Source organism: Frankia sp. RB5 (genome assembly GCF_059816245.1).
Map to the genome: position 1 here is coordinate 94,172 of NZ_JCBATA010000015.1, position 16,473 is coordinate 110,644.

The 16,473-nt window shown below is 69.4% G+C and carries 14 protein-coding genes; 12 read left to right on the forward strand and 2 right to left on the reverse strand.

Annotated elements, in window-relative coordinates:
- Positions 1-242 precede the first annotated feature (242 nt).
- Positions 243-1,169, forward strand: a complete 927-nt coding sequence (locus AC6EXY_RS10275; protein ID WP_165818163.1) for a TIGR03619 family F420-dependent LLM class oxidoreductase — start codon at positions 243-245, stop codon at positions 1,167-1,169.
- Between the two features lie 67 nt (positions 1,170-1,236).
- Here the strand turns inward: AC6EXY_RS10275 and AC6EXY_RS10280 are convergent, their stop codons facing one another.
- Positions 1,237-1,836: a TetR/AcrR family transcriptional regulator gene (locus AC6EXY_RS10280; protein ID WP_133150518.1), complete on the reverse strand. Its 600-nt coding sequence runs from the start codon at positions 1,834-1,836 to the stop codon at positions 1,237-1,239.
- A 111-nt stretch (positions 1,837-1,947) separates the two neighbouring features.
- Here AC6EXY_RS10280 and AC6EXY_RS10285 point away from each other — a divergent pair, with 111 nt between their 5' ends.
- The 5 genes from AC6EXY_RS10285 to AC6EXY_RS10305 all read left to right on the forward strand — a co-directional run bounded on the left by AC6EXY_RS10285 (position 1,948) and on the right by AC6EXY_RS10305 (position 7,172).
- The gene (locus AC6EXY_RS10285) at positions 1,948-3,042 is read left to right on the forward strand and encodes an NAD(P)-dependent alcohol dehydrogenase (protein WP_101829524.1); all 1,095 of its coding nucleotides are present in this window, start codon (positions 1,948-1,950) and stop codon (positions 3,040-3,042) included.
- Complete coding sequence (locus AC6EXY_RS10290; protein ID WP_101829525.1) at positions 3,039-4,505, forward strand: aldehyde dehydrogenase; 1,467 nt, start codon at positions 3,039-3,041, stop codon at positions 4,503-4,505. The genes AC6EXY_RS10285 and AC6EXY_RS10290 overlap by 4 nt, the downstream gene beginning before the upstream one ends.
- Before the next feature lie 116 nt (positions 4,506-4,621).
- Entirely contained in the window at positions 4,622-4,816 is a 195-nt protein-coding gene (locus AC6EXY_RS10295; RefSeq protein WP_101829526.1) for a ferredoxin, read from the forward strand.
- Between the two features lie 100 nt (positions 4,817-4,916).
- A complete protein-coding gene (locus AC6EXY_RS10300; RefSeq protein ID WP_101829527.1) occupies positions 4,917-6,152 on the forward strand; it encodes a cytochrome P450 in 1,236 nt (411 codons plus the stop codon).
- Positions 6,153-6,428: 276 nt separating this feature from the next.
- Positions 6,429-7,172 (forward strand): SDR family NAD(P)-dependent oxidoreductase, encoded by a 744-nt coding sequence (locus AC6EXY_RS10305; protein WP_101829528.1) that lies wholly within the window; start codon positions 6,429-6,431, stop codon positions 7,170-7,172.
- 57 nt (positions 7,173-7,229) lie between these two features.
- Here AC6EXY_RS10305 and AC6EXY_RS10310 read toward each other — a convergent pair whose 3' ends face one another.
- On the reverse strand, positions 7,230-8,450 hold the full coding sequence (locus tag AC6EXY_RS10310; RefSeq protein WP_499817286.1) for a cytochrome P450: 1,221 nt from the start codon (positions 8,448-8,450) through the stop codon (positions 7,230-7,232).
- 288 nt (positions 8,451-8,738) lie between these two features.
- Here AC6EXY_RS10310 and AC6EXY_RS10315 point away from each other — a divergent pair, with 288 nt between their 5' ends.
- The 6 genes from AC6EXY_RS10315 (at position 8,739) to AC6EXY_RS10340 (ending at position 16,455) form a co-directional block, all read left to right on the forward strand.
- Positions 8,739-11,012 carry a hydantoinase B/oxoprolinase family protein gene (locus AC6EXY_RS10315; protein WP_499817285.1) on the forward strand — a complete coding sequence of 758 codons (2,274 nt, stop codon included), beginning with the start codon at positions 8,739-8,741 and terminating at the stop codon, positions 11,010-11,012.
- On the forward strand, positions 11,009-13,126 hold the full coding sequence (locus tag AC6EXY_RS10320) for a hydantoinase/oxoprolinase family protein (protein ID WP_101829531.1): 2,118 nt from the start codon (positions 11,009-11,011) through the stop codon (positions 13,124-13,126). The genes AC6EXY_RS10315 and AC6EXY_RS10320 overlap by 4 nt, the downstream gene beginning before the upstream one ends.
- 3 nt (positions 13,127-13,129) lie before the next feature.
- Positions 13,130-14,242: an aldo/keto reductase gene (locus AC6EXY_RS10325; protein WP_101829532.1), complete on the forward strand. Its 1,113-nt coding sequence runs from the start codon at positions 13,130-13,132 to the stop codon at positions 14,240-14,242.
- Between the two features lie 308 nt (positions 14,243-14,550).
- Complete coding sequence (locus AC6EXY_RS10330) at positions 14,551-14,877, forward strand: hypothetical protein (protein WP_165818165.1); 327 nt, start codon at positions 14,551-14,553, stop codon at positions 14,875-14,877.
- 103 nt (positions 14,878-14,980) lie between these two features.
- Entirely contained in the window at positions 14,981-16,261 is a 1,281-nt protein-coding gene (locus AC6EXY_RS10335; RefSeq protein WP_165818166.1) for an amidohydrolase family protein, read from the forward strand.
- On the forward strand, positions 16,261-16,455 hold the full coding sequence (locus tag AC6EXY_RS10340) for a hypothetical protein (protein WP_133150520.1): 195 nt from the start codon (positions 16,261-16,263) through the stop codon (positions 16,453-16,455). Before AC6EXY_RS10335 ends, AC6EXY_RS10340 begins: the two co-directional genes overlap by 1 nt.
- Positions 16,456-16,473: the final 18 nt, after the last annotated feature.

Consider the following 16,473-nt stretch of genomic DNA (forward strand, 5'->3'; position numbering starts at 1 on the left):
TGTCCATGGATCGCGTGCGGGGCCGCGCGCTGGAGCTCGGCCTGGCCAGGCGGGGCGTCTGCGGCATGCGGGGGATCTAGTTTGGTGAGGCTAGTGTGGGGGCAGTCACTTCGTCAAGGATCCTGGATCCGAGATCCTATCTGGAGGCTCCTGGAGTTCGGTACATGGGCGATGATCCCCGCGGTGCCGGTGGTCTCGGTGCCGCTCGCCAACCACGCCGTACACGACGAGGTCGCGTGCCGATGAAATGTTCGTTGTCGCTGTATCCCCTGGAGGCCTGGTCCTCGCTCGACGAGATCGTCGGCACCGTGGCCGAGGCGGAGAAGCTGGGCTTCTACGGCGTCGGCCTGCCCGAGCACCTGATCGTGCCGACCGGTCCTGGCGCGCCCAGCCGGCCGTCGGCGTTCTGGGTGGACAACTTTGCCTTCGGCGCAGTCCTGGCGCGTGCGACCCGCGGTATGCGGATCATGCTCAGCGCGCTGGTCATCCCCTATCGACACCCCCTGCACCACGCGCAGGGCGTCGCGACCCTGGACTGGATCTCGAACGGCCGGGTGGACGTGACCGTGGGCGTCGGCTGGATGCGCGAGGAGTTCGAGGCGCTGCGGGTGCCCTACCGGGAGCGGGGCCGGCGGACCGACGACTACCTGCGGGCCATGCGCGTGCTGTGGACGGAGCCGGAACCGGCCTATGACGGCGAGTTCGTGTCGTTCGGTGACCTGCTGTTCGCGCCAACCTGCGTCCAGAAGCCGCACGCGCCGCTGCTGATCGGCGGGCACAACGAGAACGCCTTCCGCCGGGTCGTCGAGTTCGGCGCCGGCTGGGCTCCGATGATGGCCAGCGCCGAGTCGGTCCGGGCTGGCCTGGTCCGCATCCGGGAGGGCCTGGCCGCTGTCGGACGTTCGGACGACCTCCGGGTGTTCACCCGGGTGAGCATCCTGGGCGGCAACGCCACGATCACGAAGGCGGCGGCTTCTCACAAGGCCGACCTGGTCAGGGCACAGAAGCATTCGGTGTCGCGCTCGGACGCCGAGCGGACCATCGAGGTGATGGCCACGTATCGGGAGGCCGGAGTGACGGAGTTCGGGCTGTCATTCCCATGGGAAAACGCCGCTCGGTATGTCGAGACGATCCAGTGGTTCGCGGCCGAGGTCATGCCCGCGCTGTGACGCTGATGACGGGCTCTGGGGGAGGACGCGCGCCGTCGACCAGCGCGCCGGGTGAGTTCCGGCCGGGTTACCGCCGCGACGAGGACAGCACGTGGTCGAGCACCCGGTCCACGAACGCCGCCGGGTCCGTCACGGGCGATCCGGCTGGGTCGAACGGCGCGGTCAGCGATCGGCTGATCACGGCTCCGCCGATCAGGTCGGCCAGCAGGACGACGTCCGTGTCGGGCCGTAGCTCGCCGCGGGCGACGCCGCGCTCGATGGCCGCTCGCACCGCGACCAGCCTGCTGACGGCGACCGTGGCGAACCGGGTGAACAGCTCCGGCGCGGCCTGGGCCTCGAGGAGCACGCGGAGCGGTGCCAGGTCCGCCGGGCCGGCGAAGGTCTCGATCATCGAGGCGAACACGTGTCGCAGGTCCTCTCGGACCGAGCCTCGATCGATGTCCTGGACGGCGATGATGAACCGTTCGAGCGCGGACACCAGGAGATCCTCTCGTGTCCGCCAACGGATGTAGAGCGCGTTCTTGCCGACGCCGGCGACCCGCGCGACGACCTCGAAGCTGAATCCGGACCAGCCGCGCTCGGCGTAGACGGTCAGCGCCGCGTCGAAGATGCGCCCGTCGACGGCCGGGTCGCGGGGCCGGCCGGGACGCGCTTCCGAGGTGACCATGTTCCGGCCAGCGTACCCCTGCTCATGAACGCCGTCGGCCACTTGCGGACGATTGTCGTCTGAATTACCATCTGGATCACCGTGACAGAGGTCACTGCCGAGAGGTGGACGATGAAGATCACTGCGGCCGTTCTCCGTGCCGTCGGGCAACCGTTCTCGATTGAGTCGGTCACACTCGACGATCCTGGGCCAGGGGAGGTTCTCGTCGAGATCGCCGGCACTGGCGTCTGTCACACCGACATCTCGTTCAAGCAGGGGCACTGGCCGTTCCCGGTGCCCTCCGTCCTGGGCCACGAGGGCGCGGGCCGCGTGGCCGCGGTCGGGGCCGGCGTCACCTCACTCGCGGTCGGCGACCATGTGGTGATGAGCAACGCGTCCTGTGGCGCGTGCCCGTCCTGCCTGTCGGGGATGCCCGCCTGGTGCCCCAACGCCTCACGGCTGAACAACAGCGGCTGCCGTCCGGACGGCAGCTCCACCCTGCACGACGACGCCGGCGACATCCATGGCAACTTCGTGGCGCAGTCCTCGTTCGCGAGCCACGCGCTGTCCAGGGACCGTTTCGTCGTCAAGGTTCCCGAGGACATCCCGCTGCACCTCGTCGGCTCGTTCGGCTGTGGCATCCAGACGGGCGCCGGCGCCGTCCTCAACGTGCTCAAGCCCGCACCGGGATCCACCGCGCTGATTGTCGGGCTCGGCGCGGTCGGCCTCGCGGCCGTCGCGGCGGCCGCGGCCTCCGGCTGCTCGCGCGTCCTCGCCGCCGACATGAACCCGGATCGGTTCGACGCCGCGCGGACGTTTGGCGCCACCGACGTCATCGACGCCTCGGCGGGACCTCTGCCCGAACTCGTGCGCGCACTGCTCCCCACCGGTGTCGACGCCGCCGTGGAGGCGAGCGGATCTCCCCGCGCGCTGCGGTCGGCGTTCGAATCAACACACGGCAGCGGCAGGACGGTCCTCGTTGGCGCCGCGCCCCACGGTACCGAGTACGCGCTGGACTCCCGGTCTGTGCTGTCCGGTCGGACCCTCGTCGGCGCGATCATGGGGCTGTCGAACCCCCGGGTCTTCATCCCGAGGCTGGTCGACATGTACCGGCGCGGCCAGCTCCCCATGGAGAAGATCGTCCAGACCTACCCGCTCGCGGACATCGAGAAGGCCCTGGCCGACTCCGCCAGCGGCGCGGTCGTCAAGCCGGTGGTGATCCCGTGACCGGGAACGCCGACCACGACGCCTTATATATCGGTGGTGCCTACGTCGCGCCGCGCGGCAAGGGCTGGCTCGAGGTGGTCTCGCCGGCCACCGAGCAGGTGATCGGCCGCGCCCCCGCGGCCTCGGTCGAGGACGTCGACGCCGCGGTCGCGGCCGCGCGGGCCGCGTTCGACGACGGGCCGTGGCCGCGGATGCCGGTCGCCGAGCGGGCCGAGGTCATGCTCCGCGTCGCCCAGGGCATCGGCAAACGCCGGGAGGCCATCGCCCAGCTCATCACGGCCGAGATGGGCGCGCCGATCGCGTTCAGTCGGGTCGCGCAGGTGTCCACAGCACTCCTGGAGCAGTACGCGGCGATGGCCGACGGGCTGTTCGCGCCGGAGCAGCGCCGGCAGGGGGCCTTCGGGGGCCTGGTCGTGCGGCGCGAGCCGGTCGGCGTCGCCGGCCTGATCATCCCCTGGAACGCGCCGCTGGGGCTGCTGCTCGGCAAGCTCGCGCCGGCGCTGCTCGTGGGCTGCACCACCGTCGTGAAGGCCGCGCCGCAGACCCCGCTCGACTCCTACTTCCTGGCGGAGGCCTGCGACGAGGCCGGCCTCCCGCCCGGCGTCGTCAACATCGTGGCCGCCGACCGCGAAGTGAGCGAACGCGTCGTGACCCACCCCGGCGTCGACAAGATCAGCTTTACGGGCAGCACCGCGGCGGGCCGCCGGATCATGAGCCTGTGCGGTGACCAGGTCAAACGGGTGACCCTCGAGCTGGGCGGAAAGTCGGCGAACATCATCTGCGAGGACGCTGACCTCGCGGCCGCGATTCCTCTCTCGCTGCAAGGCGGCATGCTGAACAACGGCGAGGCGTGCATCGCGCTCACCCGCGTGCTCGCTCCGCGCAGCCGGTATGACGAGGTCGTCGAAGCGCTCGCGGCCGGTGCCGCGATGCTGCCGGTCGGTGACCCCTTCGACGAGTCGACGGTCATCGGCCCGCTCGTCACCGAGGTCGCGCGGGCACGGGTCGAGGGCTATATCGCGGCGGGACGCGCGGCGGGAGCTCGGGTCGTGTCCGGCGGTGGCCGGCCCGCGGCGCTGCCCACGGGCTGGTACGTCGAGCCGACCGTCCTCGCCGACGTCGACAACAGCATGACCGTAGCCCGCGAAGAGATCTTCGGCCCCGTCCTGTGCGTCATTCCGTATGACGGCGTGGCCGAGGCGGTCGCGATCGCCAACGACTCGCCGTACGGCCTGTGCGGCGCCGTGTGGACCTCGGACGTCGAGAAGGGCGTCGACATAGCGCGGAGCGTTCGCACCGGCACGTTCAACGTCAATGGTTTCTCTTACGACACGACGGCGCCGTTTGGGGGCTTCAAGCAGTCGGGTATCGGCCGGGAATGGGGCGCCGAAGGGTTGGACGCCTACACCGAGAGCAAGACCATCATGCTTCCGCGGCCACCCGTTGGCGAGCAGGGGAAGTAAGCAAAAGAACGATGCGGCCTGCCGGGGCCGGCGTCGCCCGGCCCCGGCAGACCGACAGCCGTGGCCATGGCCGGGCGTCGCCGCGGCCGGAAGACGCCAGGAAGGCGAGGTGATCCATGCAGGCCCAGATTGACAAGGCTCGTTGCCAGGGACACACGCTGTGCGCGATGAACGCGCCCGAACTGTTCGACGTGAACGAGGACGACGGCTACGCCGCCGCGCGCGACGGTGACGTCCCCGCGGCGCTGGAGCCCTTGGCCCGGCTCGCGGCGCAGGGATGCCCGGAGCGGGCGATTCTTCTCCAGGACTGACTCGGTCCTCGCCCGGCCGGCCGGCCGGGAACCCATGCCATCCCGATATCAAAACCCAGACGCAGACATGGCCGGTTTGGCCAGCAAGGAGAGACGGACCATGGCGGATCAGCCAGCCGGAATGGCGCTCACGGCGCCGCCAACCACCGAGGAGCGCATCAAGGGCTTCAGTCTGTACGCGCCATGGCTCCAGCAGGATCCGATCACGTACTGGAAGGAAATCCAGGAGGTGGGGCCCGTGCTGCGCTCCGAGCAGCACGGCGGCTTCTGGATCCTGACCCGGCACGAGGACATCGCCTGGGCCGCACGCAACCCCGAGATCTTCGCCAGCCGGGAGATGCTCATCCCCTATCGCTCGACCTTCGCGGCGGACGAGCGCGAGATTCCGCTGGGTCTGGACGGCGAGGTCCACCGCAAGTGGCGCCAGGCGATCGTCGACACGTTCAAGCCCGCCACGGTCAACCACTTCACGCCCGCCATCCGCCAGGCGGCGACCGAGCTGGCCGACAACCTGGCCGGCCGGGACGGCTGCGAGTTCATCAGGGACTTCGCGGTCGCCCTGCCGGGGGAGGCCTTCCTGATCGACTACGGGATCGGCCGGGACCGCCTACCGGAGCTGCTGGCGTTCAAGGACTGGTTCGTCCGCGAGGCGCTGCCGAACGCCCGTTCCGATGAGGAGGTCATCGCCGCGGCGGAGCCGCTGCGGGACTTCTTCGCGGAGGTGATCGAACAGCGCCGGCGCGACGACGATCCGGACGCTCGTGACGTCATCAGCCACCTCCTGCGTGCCACGTACGACGGGCGGCCGCTGACCATGGCGGAGATGACCAACACGAGCCTGGTCACGATGATGGCGAGCCTCGACACGACGACGTCCGCCCTCGGCCTGAGCTGGGCCTGGCTCGCGCGCAACCCGGAGACGCGCCGTGCCGTCCTCGCCGACCCGTCGAAGACGCCGGCTCTGATCGAGGAGCTGCTGCGGCACGAGCCGGTGCTGTCGACCGCCCGCGTCGTCACCCGGGACGTGCAGCTCCATGGGGTGACGCTGCACGAGGGCGACATGGTCCTGCTCTCCTGGGGAATGAGCGGGCTCGACCCGGACGTCTTCGCATCTCCGGACGAGGTGGACCTCGCTCGCGCCCCCGGCAACCAGCTCGCCTTCGGCGTCGGCCCGCACCGCTGCCTCGGTATGCACCTGGCGCGCCGGATCCTGTCGATCGCCTTCGAGGTGTGGCACGCCCGGATTCCCGAGTACCACCTCGACCCCGCGAACCCACCGGTGTCGCACTACTCGGCCGTACGCGGGCTGAGCCGGCTCGACCTCGTGTTCGACTGACCTTGCTGCGCCCCCTGGCTCCGGCCCGGGGGCGCAGCGGACTGTCGGCGCTACCAGCGGGCCTGATCATGGCTACCGATCGCCGCCGCGAGGCGGTGATCTGGTTCCAGGAGCTGGCCCGGGGCGCCGTTCTCGCATGGTCACTGTCCGACCAGCCGACAGCCTGGGGCCGGTGGGCCAGTACCTCTCCTGCCGTCAGCTACCGAAACGGGTGACACAGAACACAGCAAAACTGTATCCTGCATCCTGGTTCAATGGTGGCGGAAAGGTGGATGGATGCTCGAGAACAAGATCGGTTATGTCACCGGTGGGGCGTCCGGTCTGGGGGAGGCGACGGTGCGTCGCCTGGCGGCGGACGGGGCGGCGGTCGTCATCGCCGACGTGAACAAGGAACGCGGCGACCTGGTCGCGGCCGAGCTCAAGGAACAGGGCGCGCGGGTGGCGTTCGTCGAGACGGACGTGCGCGTCGCCGACGACGTCGACCGGCTCATCCGGACCACCGTCGACACCTTCGGTGGGCTGAACTACGCCGTCAACAACGCGGGCTACGGGCACGGTGTCACGAAGCTGCACGAGACCGACATCGCCACCTTCGATGACCAGGTCGCCGTGAACCTGCGCGGGGCGTACCTCGGCACGCGGGCCGCGGTCATCCACATGCGGGAGAACGGCGGCGGTTCGATCGTGAACATCGCCTCGCTCGCCGGTGTCCGGGGCGTGGCGGGCACGGCGGCGTACGGCGCGGCGAAGCACGGTGTGATCGGCCTGAGCCGGGCGGCGGCGCTCGACTACGTCCGCGACGGCATCAGGATCAACGTCGTGGCGCCCGGGGCGTTCCTCACGCCGCTGATGGAGAGCCGCGGGCCGGAGCTGATCAAGCACTGGTCCGACGCGATGCCGTCCGGCCGCCTCGGTGAGCCGCGGGAGCTCGCGAACGCCGTCGTGTGGCTTGTCTCGGACGAGTCGTCGTATGTCAGCGGCGTGACCCTGTCGGTCGACTACGCGGCGCACCAGGCCTGACCGTCGGGAGGTGCTGGGGGCGGGCGCGGCCGCTTTGGCGCACCCGCCCTCACCATCTCAACGGGGGACGCCGCGACTGGCGAACTCGATCCGAAGAGTCGCGGGCCCGTGAGAGACGCCGTGCCGGTAGGTCACCTCGGGGTTCGCGAGACGGATGTCGTCCCACCGCGTGACGATCTCCGTCATCACGATCTGCAGGTCGAGACGCGCGAGGTGCGCCCCCGGGCACCGGTGCGGGCCGATGCCGAATGCGACGTGCTTGCGTACCTCGGCGCCGCGGTCGAGATCGAACTCCGTCGGCGCCGCGAAGACCCGCGGATCGCGGTTGGCGGCGCCGTAATAGACGAGCAGCCGGTCACCCTCCGGGATTTCCGTCTGCCCCGCCGGTGAGTCGCACAGTGCCGTCCGGGCGATCGCCGGCACGGGCGCCTCGAGCCGGAGAAGCTCGTCGACGGCCGTCGGGACCAGTTCGGGTGTGTCACGGAGCCGCGAGACCAGCTCCGGTTCACGGGCGAGCCGGACCAGCATGTTGCCCAGTGCGACGGTGGTGGTTTCCATGCTCCCGAGCACGACCGTGACCAAGGTTCGAGCGATCTCGTCGTCGGTGAGCGCGCGCCTCTGGACAGTGCCGTCCAGCAGCGCGTCCACGACGTCTCCGCGCCGTGCCCCGGAGCTTCTGCGGTGCGCGGCGAACTCGCCGGCCCAGGCGATGAAATCCGCGAGGGCGTTGCGCACCTTCTCGGGGTGGAAGATGATCGCCTCCGCGTACCGCGCGACGCGGTCGCGCTCGTCCGGGTCTGCGCCGAGTGCCACTTCGAAGAACATCCGGCCAGGAAAGGGGATGGCAAACTCCTCCATCCATTCGCATCCGCCGCCCGGCTCGATGCGGTCCAACAGCGTGCTCGCCTTCGCCCTGATCTGCGGCGCGAGCGCGGCGACCGCGCGCGGGGAGAAGCACGGGTCGATGAGCCTGCGCAGGTCCCGGTGCAGCTCACCCGAGGCGTTCATGGGTAAGAGCGCGGGAGTCCCCGGTGGCGAAGGCATCAGACGCGTTCCGTACTCAGTAGTGAAATGTGTACTGTGTGCCGCCTTCCAGACCTCTTCGTAGCCGAGGACCGCCCAGAATCCTCCCTGTACGTCGCTGTGGATCACCGGGCAGGATCCCAGCAGCCCGTCGAGGGTCGGCCAGAAGTCGCGCGCCAGTGATTCGTCCATCGGGTCGAAATCCGTTGCGTTGCAGGCGTTGCAGGCGTCGCGGGGGTCGTGAAAATCGGACATGCGCCCTCCGAGTGTGTTCTTGACTACACCGGTGTGCGATGTTAGCCTCCGGGGGAATCCTGTGTCCAGGATGCACCTGTTCGTCCGAGGGCAGGTCCTTCGAGGTGCAAATCCAGGGGCGGCAGGTCCGCGATGCGGATGTACGGCCGGACGTTGAGGAACGGGGAGCCGATGACAGCTGCCGAAGGCCCGTTAGGTCATGTGACTCCTGATGGACAGCTCCGTGAAGACGAGATCAGCGCGGCGACCCGGGCGCAGGGGCCCTGGGATGGCTCGCGCTTACCGTGGGTGCCGCCGGTATCCATTCAGACCCCGTCGGACCTGCTGTTCGACGCCGAGTTCGACACCGATATCGACCCGGTCACCTACCAGGTTCTCCGGTATCGGCTCTGGAATGTGAACCTCGCGCACTCCGACGCCATAAAACGGGTGTCGGGCGCGCCGTACGTCTGCTATCTCGACGATTTCTCGACATCCATACACGCCGAGAACGGTGACACTATACTCTGCGGGCCGTCAATGGTGTACTTCGTCGGCCTCGCGGACCTTGGCGTCAAATGGACGCTGCAGCACCGCGCCGGGAATCCCGGGATCCACGCCGGTGACGTGTTCCTGCACAACGACCCGTACATCGGGGTCACACACCAGAACGACGTCGCCGTGTTCGCGCCGGTCTTCCATGACGGACGCCTCTTCGCCTGGGTGTACTCGGGCGCCCACCAGGCGGACGTGGGCGGGGCGGAGCCCGGGTCGTGGTGCCCGAACGCCACGGACATGTACCAGGAGGCCCAGCCGTGGCCGGTCGTGAAGCTCGTCGACGGCGGTGAGGTACGCGGGGACATCCTCGGCCTCTTCGTGCGGCACAGCCGCGCGGGCGCCCAGGTAGAGCTGCAGCTGCGCGGTCAGCTCGCCGGCATCGACGCGGCGACACGGCGGATCCGCGAGCTTCTCGACGAGTACGGGCCGCGCGTCGTCAAGGGAGCGATGCGGCGCATGGTCGCCGACACCGCCGCGGCGGTGGCGCGGCGCCTGGAGACGGTGCCGGACGGCGAAATCGCCGAGACCTGGCGCATGGGCATCCCCGGTGACTTCGCCCGGCTGCACCGGCTGTCGCGGACGATCCGCAAGGAAGGCGACCTGCTGGTCTTCGGCACCCGGGGCAGTGACCCGCAGCTGCCGAAGGGCGTGAACGGCACGTACGCGACCTTCCGTTCCGGCGCGGTCGTCGCCGCGTCGATGCTGCTCGCTTGGGACCAGCTGTACTGCCCGGCCGGCGTGCTGAACCAGATGCGGTTCGAGCCAGACGCGGGCACGCTCTCGGTGGCCACGCACCCGGGCGCCGTGTCGACGCAGCTGTTCACCGTCGCTGGCATGCACCTGAGCCGCAACGTGCTCTCGCGGCTCCTGATGACCGGTTCCGACGACCTGCGCGCCCGTGTCCGGGCCGCGTCGGTGGGACAGGGCTCGACGATCGTGCCCTCCGGCCAGGGGCTGGACGGCTCCGCCTCGTACGCGAACTTCTGGGACGTCCTGATGGGCAGCACCGGGGCGTCGCCCTTCGACGATGGCGAGGACGTCGCGGGAGCGTGGTTCTCGCCGAGCAGCGGTGGGGGCAACGTGGAGGAGATCGAGGCCTCCGCGCCGATGCTGTACCTCTACCGCCGCGAGCGGGCCGACAGCGGCGGGCCCGGCTGTTTCCGTGGGGGCAACAGTATCGAGGTCGCGCAGATCGCCCACAAGGCGCGGGTCTGGATGGCGCAGCCCGTCGGTAACGACCCGTCGATCAACGCCGTGCCAGGACTCGCGGGTGGCCTGCCGGGTTTCCCGGGCGCCTGGGAAGCCAAGACCGCCAGCGGTATCCTCGCCGCCCTGGCCGACGGGCGGCTGCCGGCGAGCCGGCGGGAGCTCGAGTCGCTGGTCGGCCCGTTCGAGCGCCTGACCTCCCAGGACTACTTCATCTGCGGCGACGACATGATTCTGGTGCTCGGCCAGACGAGCTCGGGCGGCTACGGCGACCCGCTGACCCGCAACCCCTCCTTCGTCGAGACCGATGTCGAGCGGGGCAGCGTGACCGCCGAAGCGGCGGAGGCCTCCTACGCCGTCGTCCTCGTCGACGGCCGGATCGATCAGCGGGCCACCGCCGACCTGCGGGCACGCCGGCGGCGGGAACGGCTCGCCGCCGCGGCCGCCCCGGTGGCGCCCCGGCCCGGCCACGTCGAGCCGGGGGAGGTGCGCCGCCGCGTGTCCGGGATGATCGACCTCGCCGACACCGCCGACGGGCCGTTGTGGGCCTGCGGGGACTGCGGGCGGCAGCTCGCGCCGGCGGACGAGAACTACCGCCGGGGCGCGGCCCTCCTCGAGAGCAGCCCGCATGCCGTTCGTCCCGAGCTGTATCCGGACCCCGAGGCGGTCTTCGATCCGTCGGTCCGGTTCGTGCTGCGCCAGTGGTGCTGTCCGAGCTGCGGCGTGCTGCTCAGTATCGAGCCGGCGGCCGAGGGTGACCCCTGGCTCAACGAGATGCCGACCATCCGTCCGTCCGCTCCCGCCGAGGTGACCGCATGACCGCCACGTTCTCCATCGGCGTCGACATCGGCGGCACCTTCACCGACTGCGTCGTGGTGTCCGAGGAGCGGGTGGTCACCGGAAAGGTGCCGACCACGCCGCACGACCGGTCGATCGGCTTCTTCGGCGCGATCGAGGACGCGGCCAGGAATCTCGGCCTGTCGTTGTCCGAGTTGCTTGGCCGCACCTCGCGGATCCTGCACGGCACCACGACCGGCGTGAACGCCGTCGTCTCGCGTACAGGCGCGAAGGTCGGCCTCGTGACGACGGCCGGCCACGGCGACGTCATGCTGATGATGAAGGGCGCGGGACGCACCACCGGCGTCATCGCCGACATGGTCATGGACGAGGTGGCGACCCGGCGCAAGCCCGCGCCGTTCGTCACGCGCGCCTTCACGGCCGAGATCGAGCAGCGCATGGACCGCGACGGTGATGTCGTCGTCCCGCTCGACGAGGAGAAGGCCCGGTGGAAGATCCAGGCGCTGCTGGACAAGGGCGTGGAGTCCGTCGCCATCAGCCTGCTGTGGTCGGTGAAGAACCCCGAGCACGAGCGCCGGCTGGCCGACATCGTGCGTGAGCTGGCGCCGGACGTCTTCGTGACGTGCGGGTCGGACCTGGTCTCGCGGGTCGGCGAGTTCGAACGGACCGTCACCGCCGTCTTCAACGCGTACATCGGCCCGCTCATGGTCCGCTATGTCGACGCGATCGTCAGCCGCGCCCAGGAGCTCGGCTACCAGGGGCAGGTGCTGTTCGCGCAGTCGGCCGGCGGCGCGATCAACGCGGACGAGGCCAAGGTGGCCCCGGTGCTCACGATGCAGTCCGGGCCGGTCTCCGGCGTGATGAACTCGGCGGGCTTCGGTCTGCTCCACGACGAGTCCAACATCATCACCACCGACGTCGGCGGCACCACCCTCGACGTGAGCGTCATCCGCCGCGGCGAGCCGCTGATGCGTGACTCCATCGTCTTCGACCGGTTCGAGATGGCGATGCCTATGCTCGACATCGAGTCGATCGGTGCCGGCGGTGGGTCGATCGCCTGGCTGGACGAGTCCGGGCGTCTCAACGTCGGCCCGCGCAGCGCCGGCGCCGATCCGGGCCCCGCGTGCTACGGCCGGGGCGGGACCGAGCCCACCGTCACCGACGCGGACGTCGCGCTCGGGCTCATCGACCCAGGCTCGTTCCTGCACGGGACGGTGACGATCGATCCGGAGCTGTCCAAGGCCGCGATCGAGCGGGTCGGCTCGAAGCTCTGCATGGACGTGTATGCGACCGCCGCCGGCATCAACCGCCTCGTCGACGCAAAGATGGCGGACCTCATCCGGCGCGTCACCGAGTTCCGCGGCCACGACCCGCGGACCTTCGCGCTGCTCGCGTTCGGCGGCGGCGGCCCGGTACACGCGGCCGCGTACGCGCGTGGCTCGGGTGTCCGACGCGTGATCGTGCCGTCCCCGGAGCTCGCGCCGGTCTGGTCCGCCGGTGGCGCGGCGAACCTCGACATCGTGCACATGTACTTCGAGCCGGTGTCGCTGCGGCTCCCCACAGGGCCGAACGAGCTGGAGAAGCGCTTCGCGGCGCTCGAGGGCAAGGCGCGTGCCAGGCTCGCCGCGTACGGCTTCGCACCCGAGCAGATCTCGGTCGCCCGCGCCGTCCGGATGAAGCACACCATGCAGATCTTCGACGTCGAGGTCCCGGTGCAGGGCGCGATCCGGTCGGAGGCGGACGTCGACCAGATCGACCGGGACTTCACGGCGGTGTACGAGGAGCGGTTCGGGCACAACTCCGGGTCGCGCGCGAGCGGCGTTCAGATCACCGGTCTGCAACTGCGGGCCCGGGGCGTCTGGGCGCGGCACGCCGGCCCGAGCAGCCGAGGATGCGAGACGGTCGAGCCCACCTGGTCCTCGCGCCCGGTCTACTGGGAGGAGACCGGGGGCTTCGCCGACACCCCGGTGCTGAGAATGCAGGAGCGCGCGGGCGCCCGGGTGGACGGGACGATCGCCGGCCCGGCGCTGGTCGAGTTCCCGAACACGGTGATCGTGATCCGTCCGGCACAGAACGGCTGGTTCGACGACGCCGGCAACTTTATCATCGATGTCTTCCCGGACCGCGGAGAGTAGGAAATGCAGTACACCAAGCTCGGAAGGACCGGAATCACCGTCTCCCGCGCGTGCCTCGGCGGCATGATGTTCGGCTCGTGGGGCAACACCGACCACGACGAGTGCCTCGCCATCATCCAGGAGGCGGGCGACTCCGGTGTGAACTTCATCGACACCTCGGACGTCTACTCCTACGGCGAGAGCGAAGAGATCATCGGGAAGGCGATCGCCGGCAACCGCTCCGAGTGGGTCATCAGCACCAAGTACGCCAACCCGATGGGGGAGGGCGAGAACCGGTCGGGAGCGTCGCGTCGGTGGATCACGCAGGCCTGCGAAGACAGCCTGCGCCGCTTGAACACCGACTACATCGACCTGTACATCCAGCATCGCCCCGACTGGGACACCGATATCGACGAGACGCTCGGCGCGCTCTCCGACCTGGTCCGTGCCGGCAAGATCCGTGCCTTCGGGTCCTCGAACTTCTCCGCGGTCGACATGCTGAACGCGCGGCACACCGCCGACGCCCGCGGCCGGGAGCGCTTCCGCTGTGAGCAGCTTGGCTACTCGATCCTGGTCCGTGGCGCGGAGCGGGACCGGCTGCCGCTCGCCGCGGCGCAGGGCATGGGGATCATGTGCTGGAGCCCGCTGGCCGGCGGCTGGCTCACCGGCATGATCCGTCGCGGCGGGCAGATGCCGACGTCCGAGGACCTCGGCAACTTCCGCGCGCTCAGCCGGTATTCCGCGGAGGGGCGGTTCAACCAGGCGAAGCTGGACGCCGTCGAGGCGCTCATCGAACTCGCCGACGAGGCGGGCCTGTCGATCGTCCATCTGGGGCTGGCGTTCGTGCGCGAGCACCCGGCGGTGACCGCCCCGATCATGGGCCCGAAGAACCTCACGGAACTGCGTGACCTCCTGGCGGGCGCGGACGTCGTGCTCAGCCAGGACACGCTCGACCGCATCGACGCCATCGTGCCTCCGGGTTTCGACATCCACCCGAACGACAGCCGGGGATTCGTCCCGCCGGAGCTGCAGCCCGCCGGGCGCCGTCGCGGCCTGGCCGCCGGAAGCGACTCCGCCTACGTCGGTTTCACCCCGCGCAGGGAACCCAACTGGGGCGTCAAGAACGTCACCGCCTAGTGCCGTTCCCGGCGACGTTCACCGGCCCGCCGTCAGGATCGTGGCGTCGCGACTGGCGGGCCGCCGTTGCCTGACGCGGCGTTAGACGATGAAGCGGAGGTAGACGATGAGCGCGGGCTCCCGCGTCGGGTCCGCGGCGTCGGCGTCGGACGCACCGCGTAAACGGTCTTCATGCCGTCCGGCGCGGAATAGACGAATCGCGGGAGCGGGACCTGGTCACATCCAGGTCGGCGGTACTTCTTGGCCTCGATGGGCTCGATTGATCAGCCAGGTCACCGCCGGCTCCAGCTCGATCGAAGGATGACGCTGTGCCAGTACAGATGCAACGAATGCGGATCGCGCCGGGGGCGCTGGAGGACGTCCGAGCATGGCTCAAGACCGCCGGAACCCCAGGTCTCATCGCGGCGCATCGCGAGCTCCGCTTATGGGTCGAGCATTGCTTCCTCGTGGAGGACGGCGCTCGGACCTACCTGTTCAACTACCTCGAACTCGACGAGCCGGAGACGCTTGGCGAGCGGGCGACTGCGATCACCGAGCCGGCTTTCGTGGAGCTGCGGGGGCGCTTCCGCGGCTGGTTCGACGAGGTGGTCATCTTCGCCCCAGACGCCTCGGTTGTGGCGACCGAGAGCGTTTGACGAGTGCTTGACGTCACACTGTGGCGAGTGTAACGTCCTCTGCATCCTGTGTCCAGGATTCCTGAATGGCCTCACGCCGAACGGACCCCTTGAGGAGCTAGCTGTGCCCAAGGCCCTTGTGCTCAGTTCAGACGGTCACGCCGCTCCGGAGCTAGCCGCGTACCGTCCGTATCTCTCGCCGGCCGTCCGCGGCGATCTCGACGATTTGATTGCGGCTTTTTCGCAGCGCGTAACCGTGAACTTCTTCGATTTTCTGGACCCCGAGGTGGCTGGTCCATATCGCAAGATGATGTACGACAGTGGGGTCATCGAGGGCAAGTGGAACGTCGAGCACCGGCTGGAGTCGCTCAGTAACGAGGGTATTCTCGGCGAGGTCATCTTCCCGGACGGCGCGCCGTTCGGCGCCGGCGGGCTCGGTTCGGCCCGTACGCGCTACCCACGCCACCTGGAGCTTGAGGGCGGCCGGGCGTACAACCGCTGGCTCGTCGACTACATCAGCGGCTACGAGAAGCGGTTCGCCGCGCAGGCGATCATCTCGCTGGTCGACATCGGTGAGGCCGTCAAGGATGTGTACTGGGCGGCTGAGCAGGGTTTCAAAGGCATTGTCATGCCGGGCATGGACGACGACCTGCCCATGTTCTGGGCGGACCGCTACGAGCCTTTCTGGGCCGCGTGCGCCGAGACCGGCCTGGTGCTGAACTTCCACGGCGGCATCGGGCAGCCGACATACGGCGGCGCCAAGCTGGATGGCGTCCCGGACTGCGTGCGCATGCGCGTCTCGGTCTTCGAGTTTCCCTGGTTCGCGCACCGCCCACTCTGGTTCATGGTCTGGAGCGGCGTCCTGGAGCGGCACCCCAGCCTGCGACTGGTCTTCACCGAGCAGCACAGCGACTGGCTCGTGGCGACCGTGGCGCAGATGGACCACTCCTGGCTGCACGGAACGATGGAGCGCTCGATCCGCGACATCGTCCCGCACCCGCCGAGCTACTACACCGACCGTCAGGTCTTCCTTGGCTCCTCCATCCTCTCCGCCGGCGAGGTGTTCAACCGGAACCAGATCGGTGTCGACCGCATGATGTTCGGCGCCGACTTCCCGCATCCCGAGGGCACCTACGGCTCGACCCTCGGATATCTGAGGACGTGTGTCGGCCGCTCGGACATGACCGTCCAGGAGGCGACCGCGTTCCTCGGCGGCAACGCCTCTCGGATCTTCGGATTCGACCCGGTCGCGCTGGACCCGGTGGTGCAGAGGCACGGCCTCGAGCTCGACGACATCATGACCCCGCCGTCCGAGGAGGAAGCTGGCGACCTGATGCGCCGCGACGCCTTCCGTCCGGTGTCCTCCCTGACGTACGCGCCGGTCGCGCTGAATCCCATCGGCTGATGGCCAACCCGGCCGCGGTGACGGCCGTCCAGCACGCGCTCGACGTCGCCGGCCTGGCCCTGGAGCAGATCTCGACGTTCGACCTGTACAGCTGTTTCCCGGCCGCGGTTTCGTCCCGCGGCGGCCGGCGGTGCTACGTGAGGACTATGAACACGTTCTCGTCCGTCGTGACGGGCATGTGCTCGAGGTCATGATCAACCGGCCGCAGGCAC

Bases quoted from the DNA above. Each gene is read 5' to 3' on its own strand.
- AC6EXY_RS10275 (WP_165818163.1), top strand. From the start codon at position 243: ATGAAATGTTCGTTGTCGCTGTATCCCCTGGAGGCCTGGTCCTCGCTC.
- AC6EXY_RS10280 (WP_133150518.1), bottom strand. From the start codon at position 1,836: ATGGTCACCTCGGAAGCGCGTCCCGGCCGGCCCCGCGACCCGGCCGTC.
- AC6EXY_RS10285 (WP_101829524.1), top strand. From the start codon at position 1,948: ATGAAGATCACTGCGGCCGTTCTCCGTGCCGTCGGGCAACCGTTCTCG.
- AC6EXY_RS10295 (WP_101829526.1), top strand. From the start codon at position 4,622: ATGCAGGCCCAGATTGACAAGGCTCGTTGCCAGGGACACACGCTGTGC.
- AC6EXY_RS10300 (WP_101829527.1), top strand. From the start codon at position 4,917: ATGGCGGATCAGCCAGCCGGAATGGCGCTCACGGCGCCGCCAACCACC.
- AC6EXY_RS10305 (WP_101829528.1), top strand. From the start codon at position 6,429: ATGCTCGAGAACAAGATCGGTTATGTCACCGGTGGGGCGTCCGGTCTG.
- AC6EXY_RS10310 (WP_499817286.1), bottom strand. From the start codon at position 8,450: ATGTCCGATTTTCACGACCCCCGCGACGCCTGCAACGCCTGCAACGCA.
- AC6EXY_RS10320 (WP_101829531.1), top strand. From the start codon at position 11,009: ATGACCGCCACGTTCTCCATCGGCGTCGACATCGGCGGCACCTTCACC.
- AC6EXY_RS10325 (WP_101829532.1), top strand. From the start codon at position 13,130: ATGCAGTACACCAAGCTCGGAAGGACCGGAATCACCGTCTCCCGCGCG.
- AC6EXY_RS10340 (WP_133150520.1), top strand. From the start codon at position 16,261: ATGGCCAACCCGGCCGCGGTGACGGCCGTCCAGCACGCGCTCGACGTC.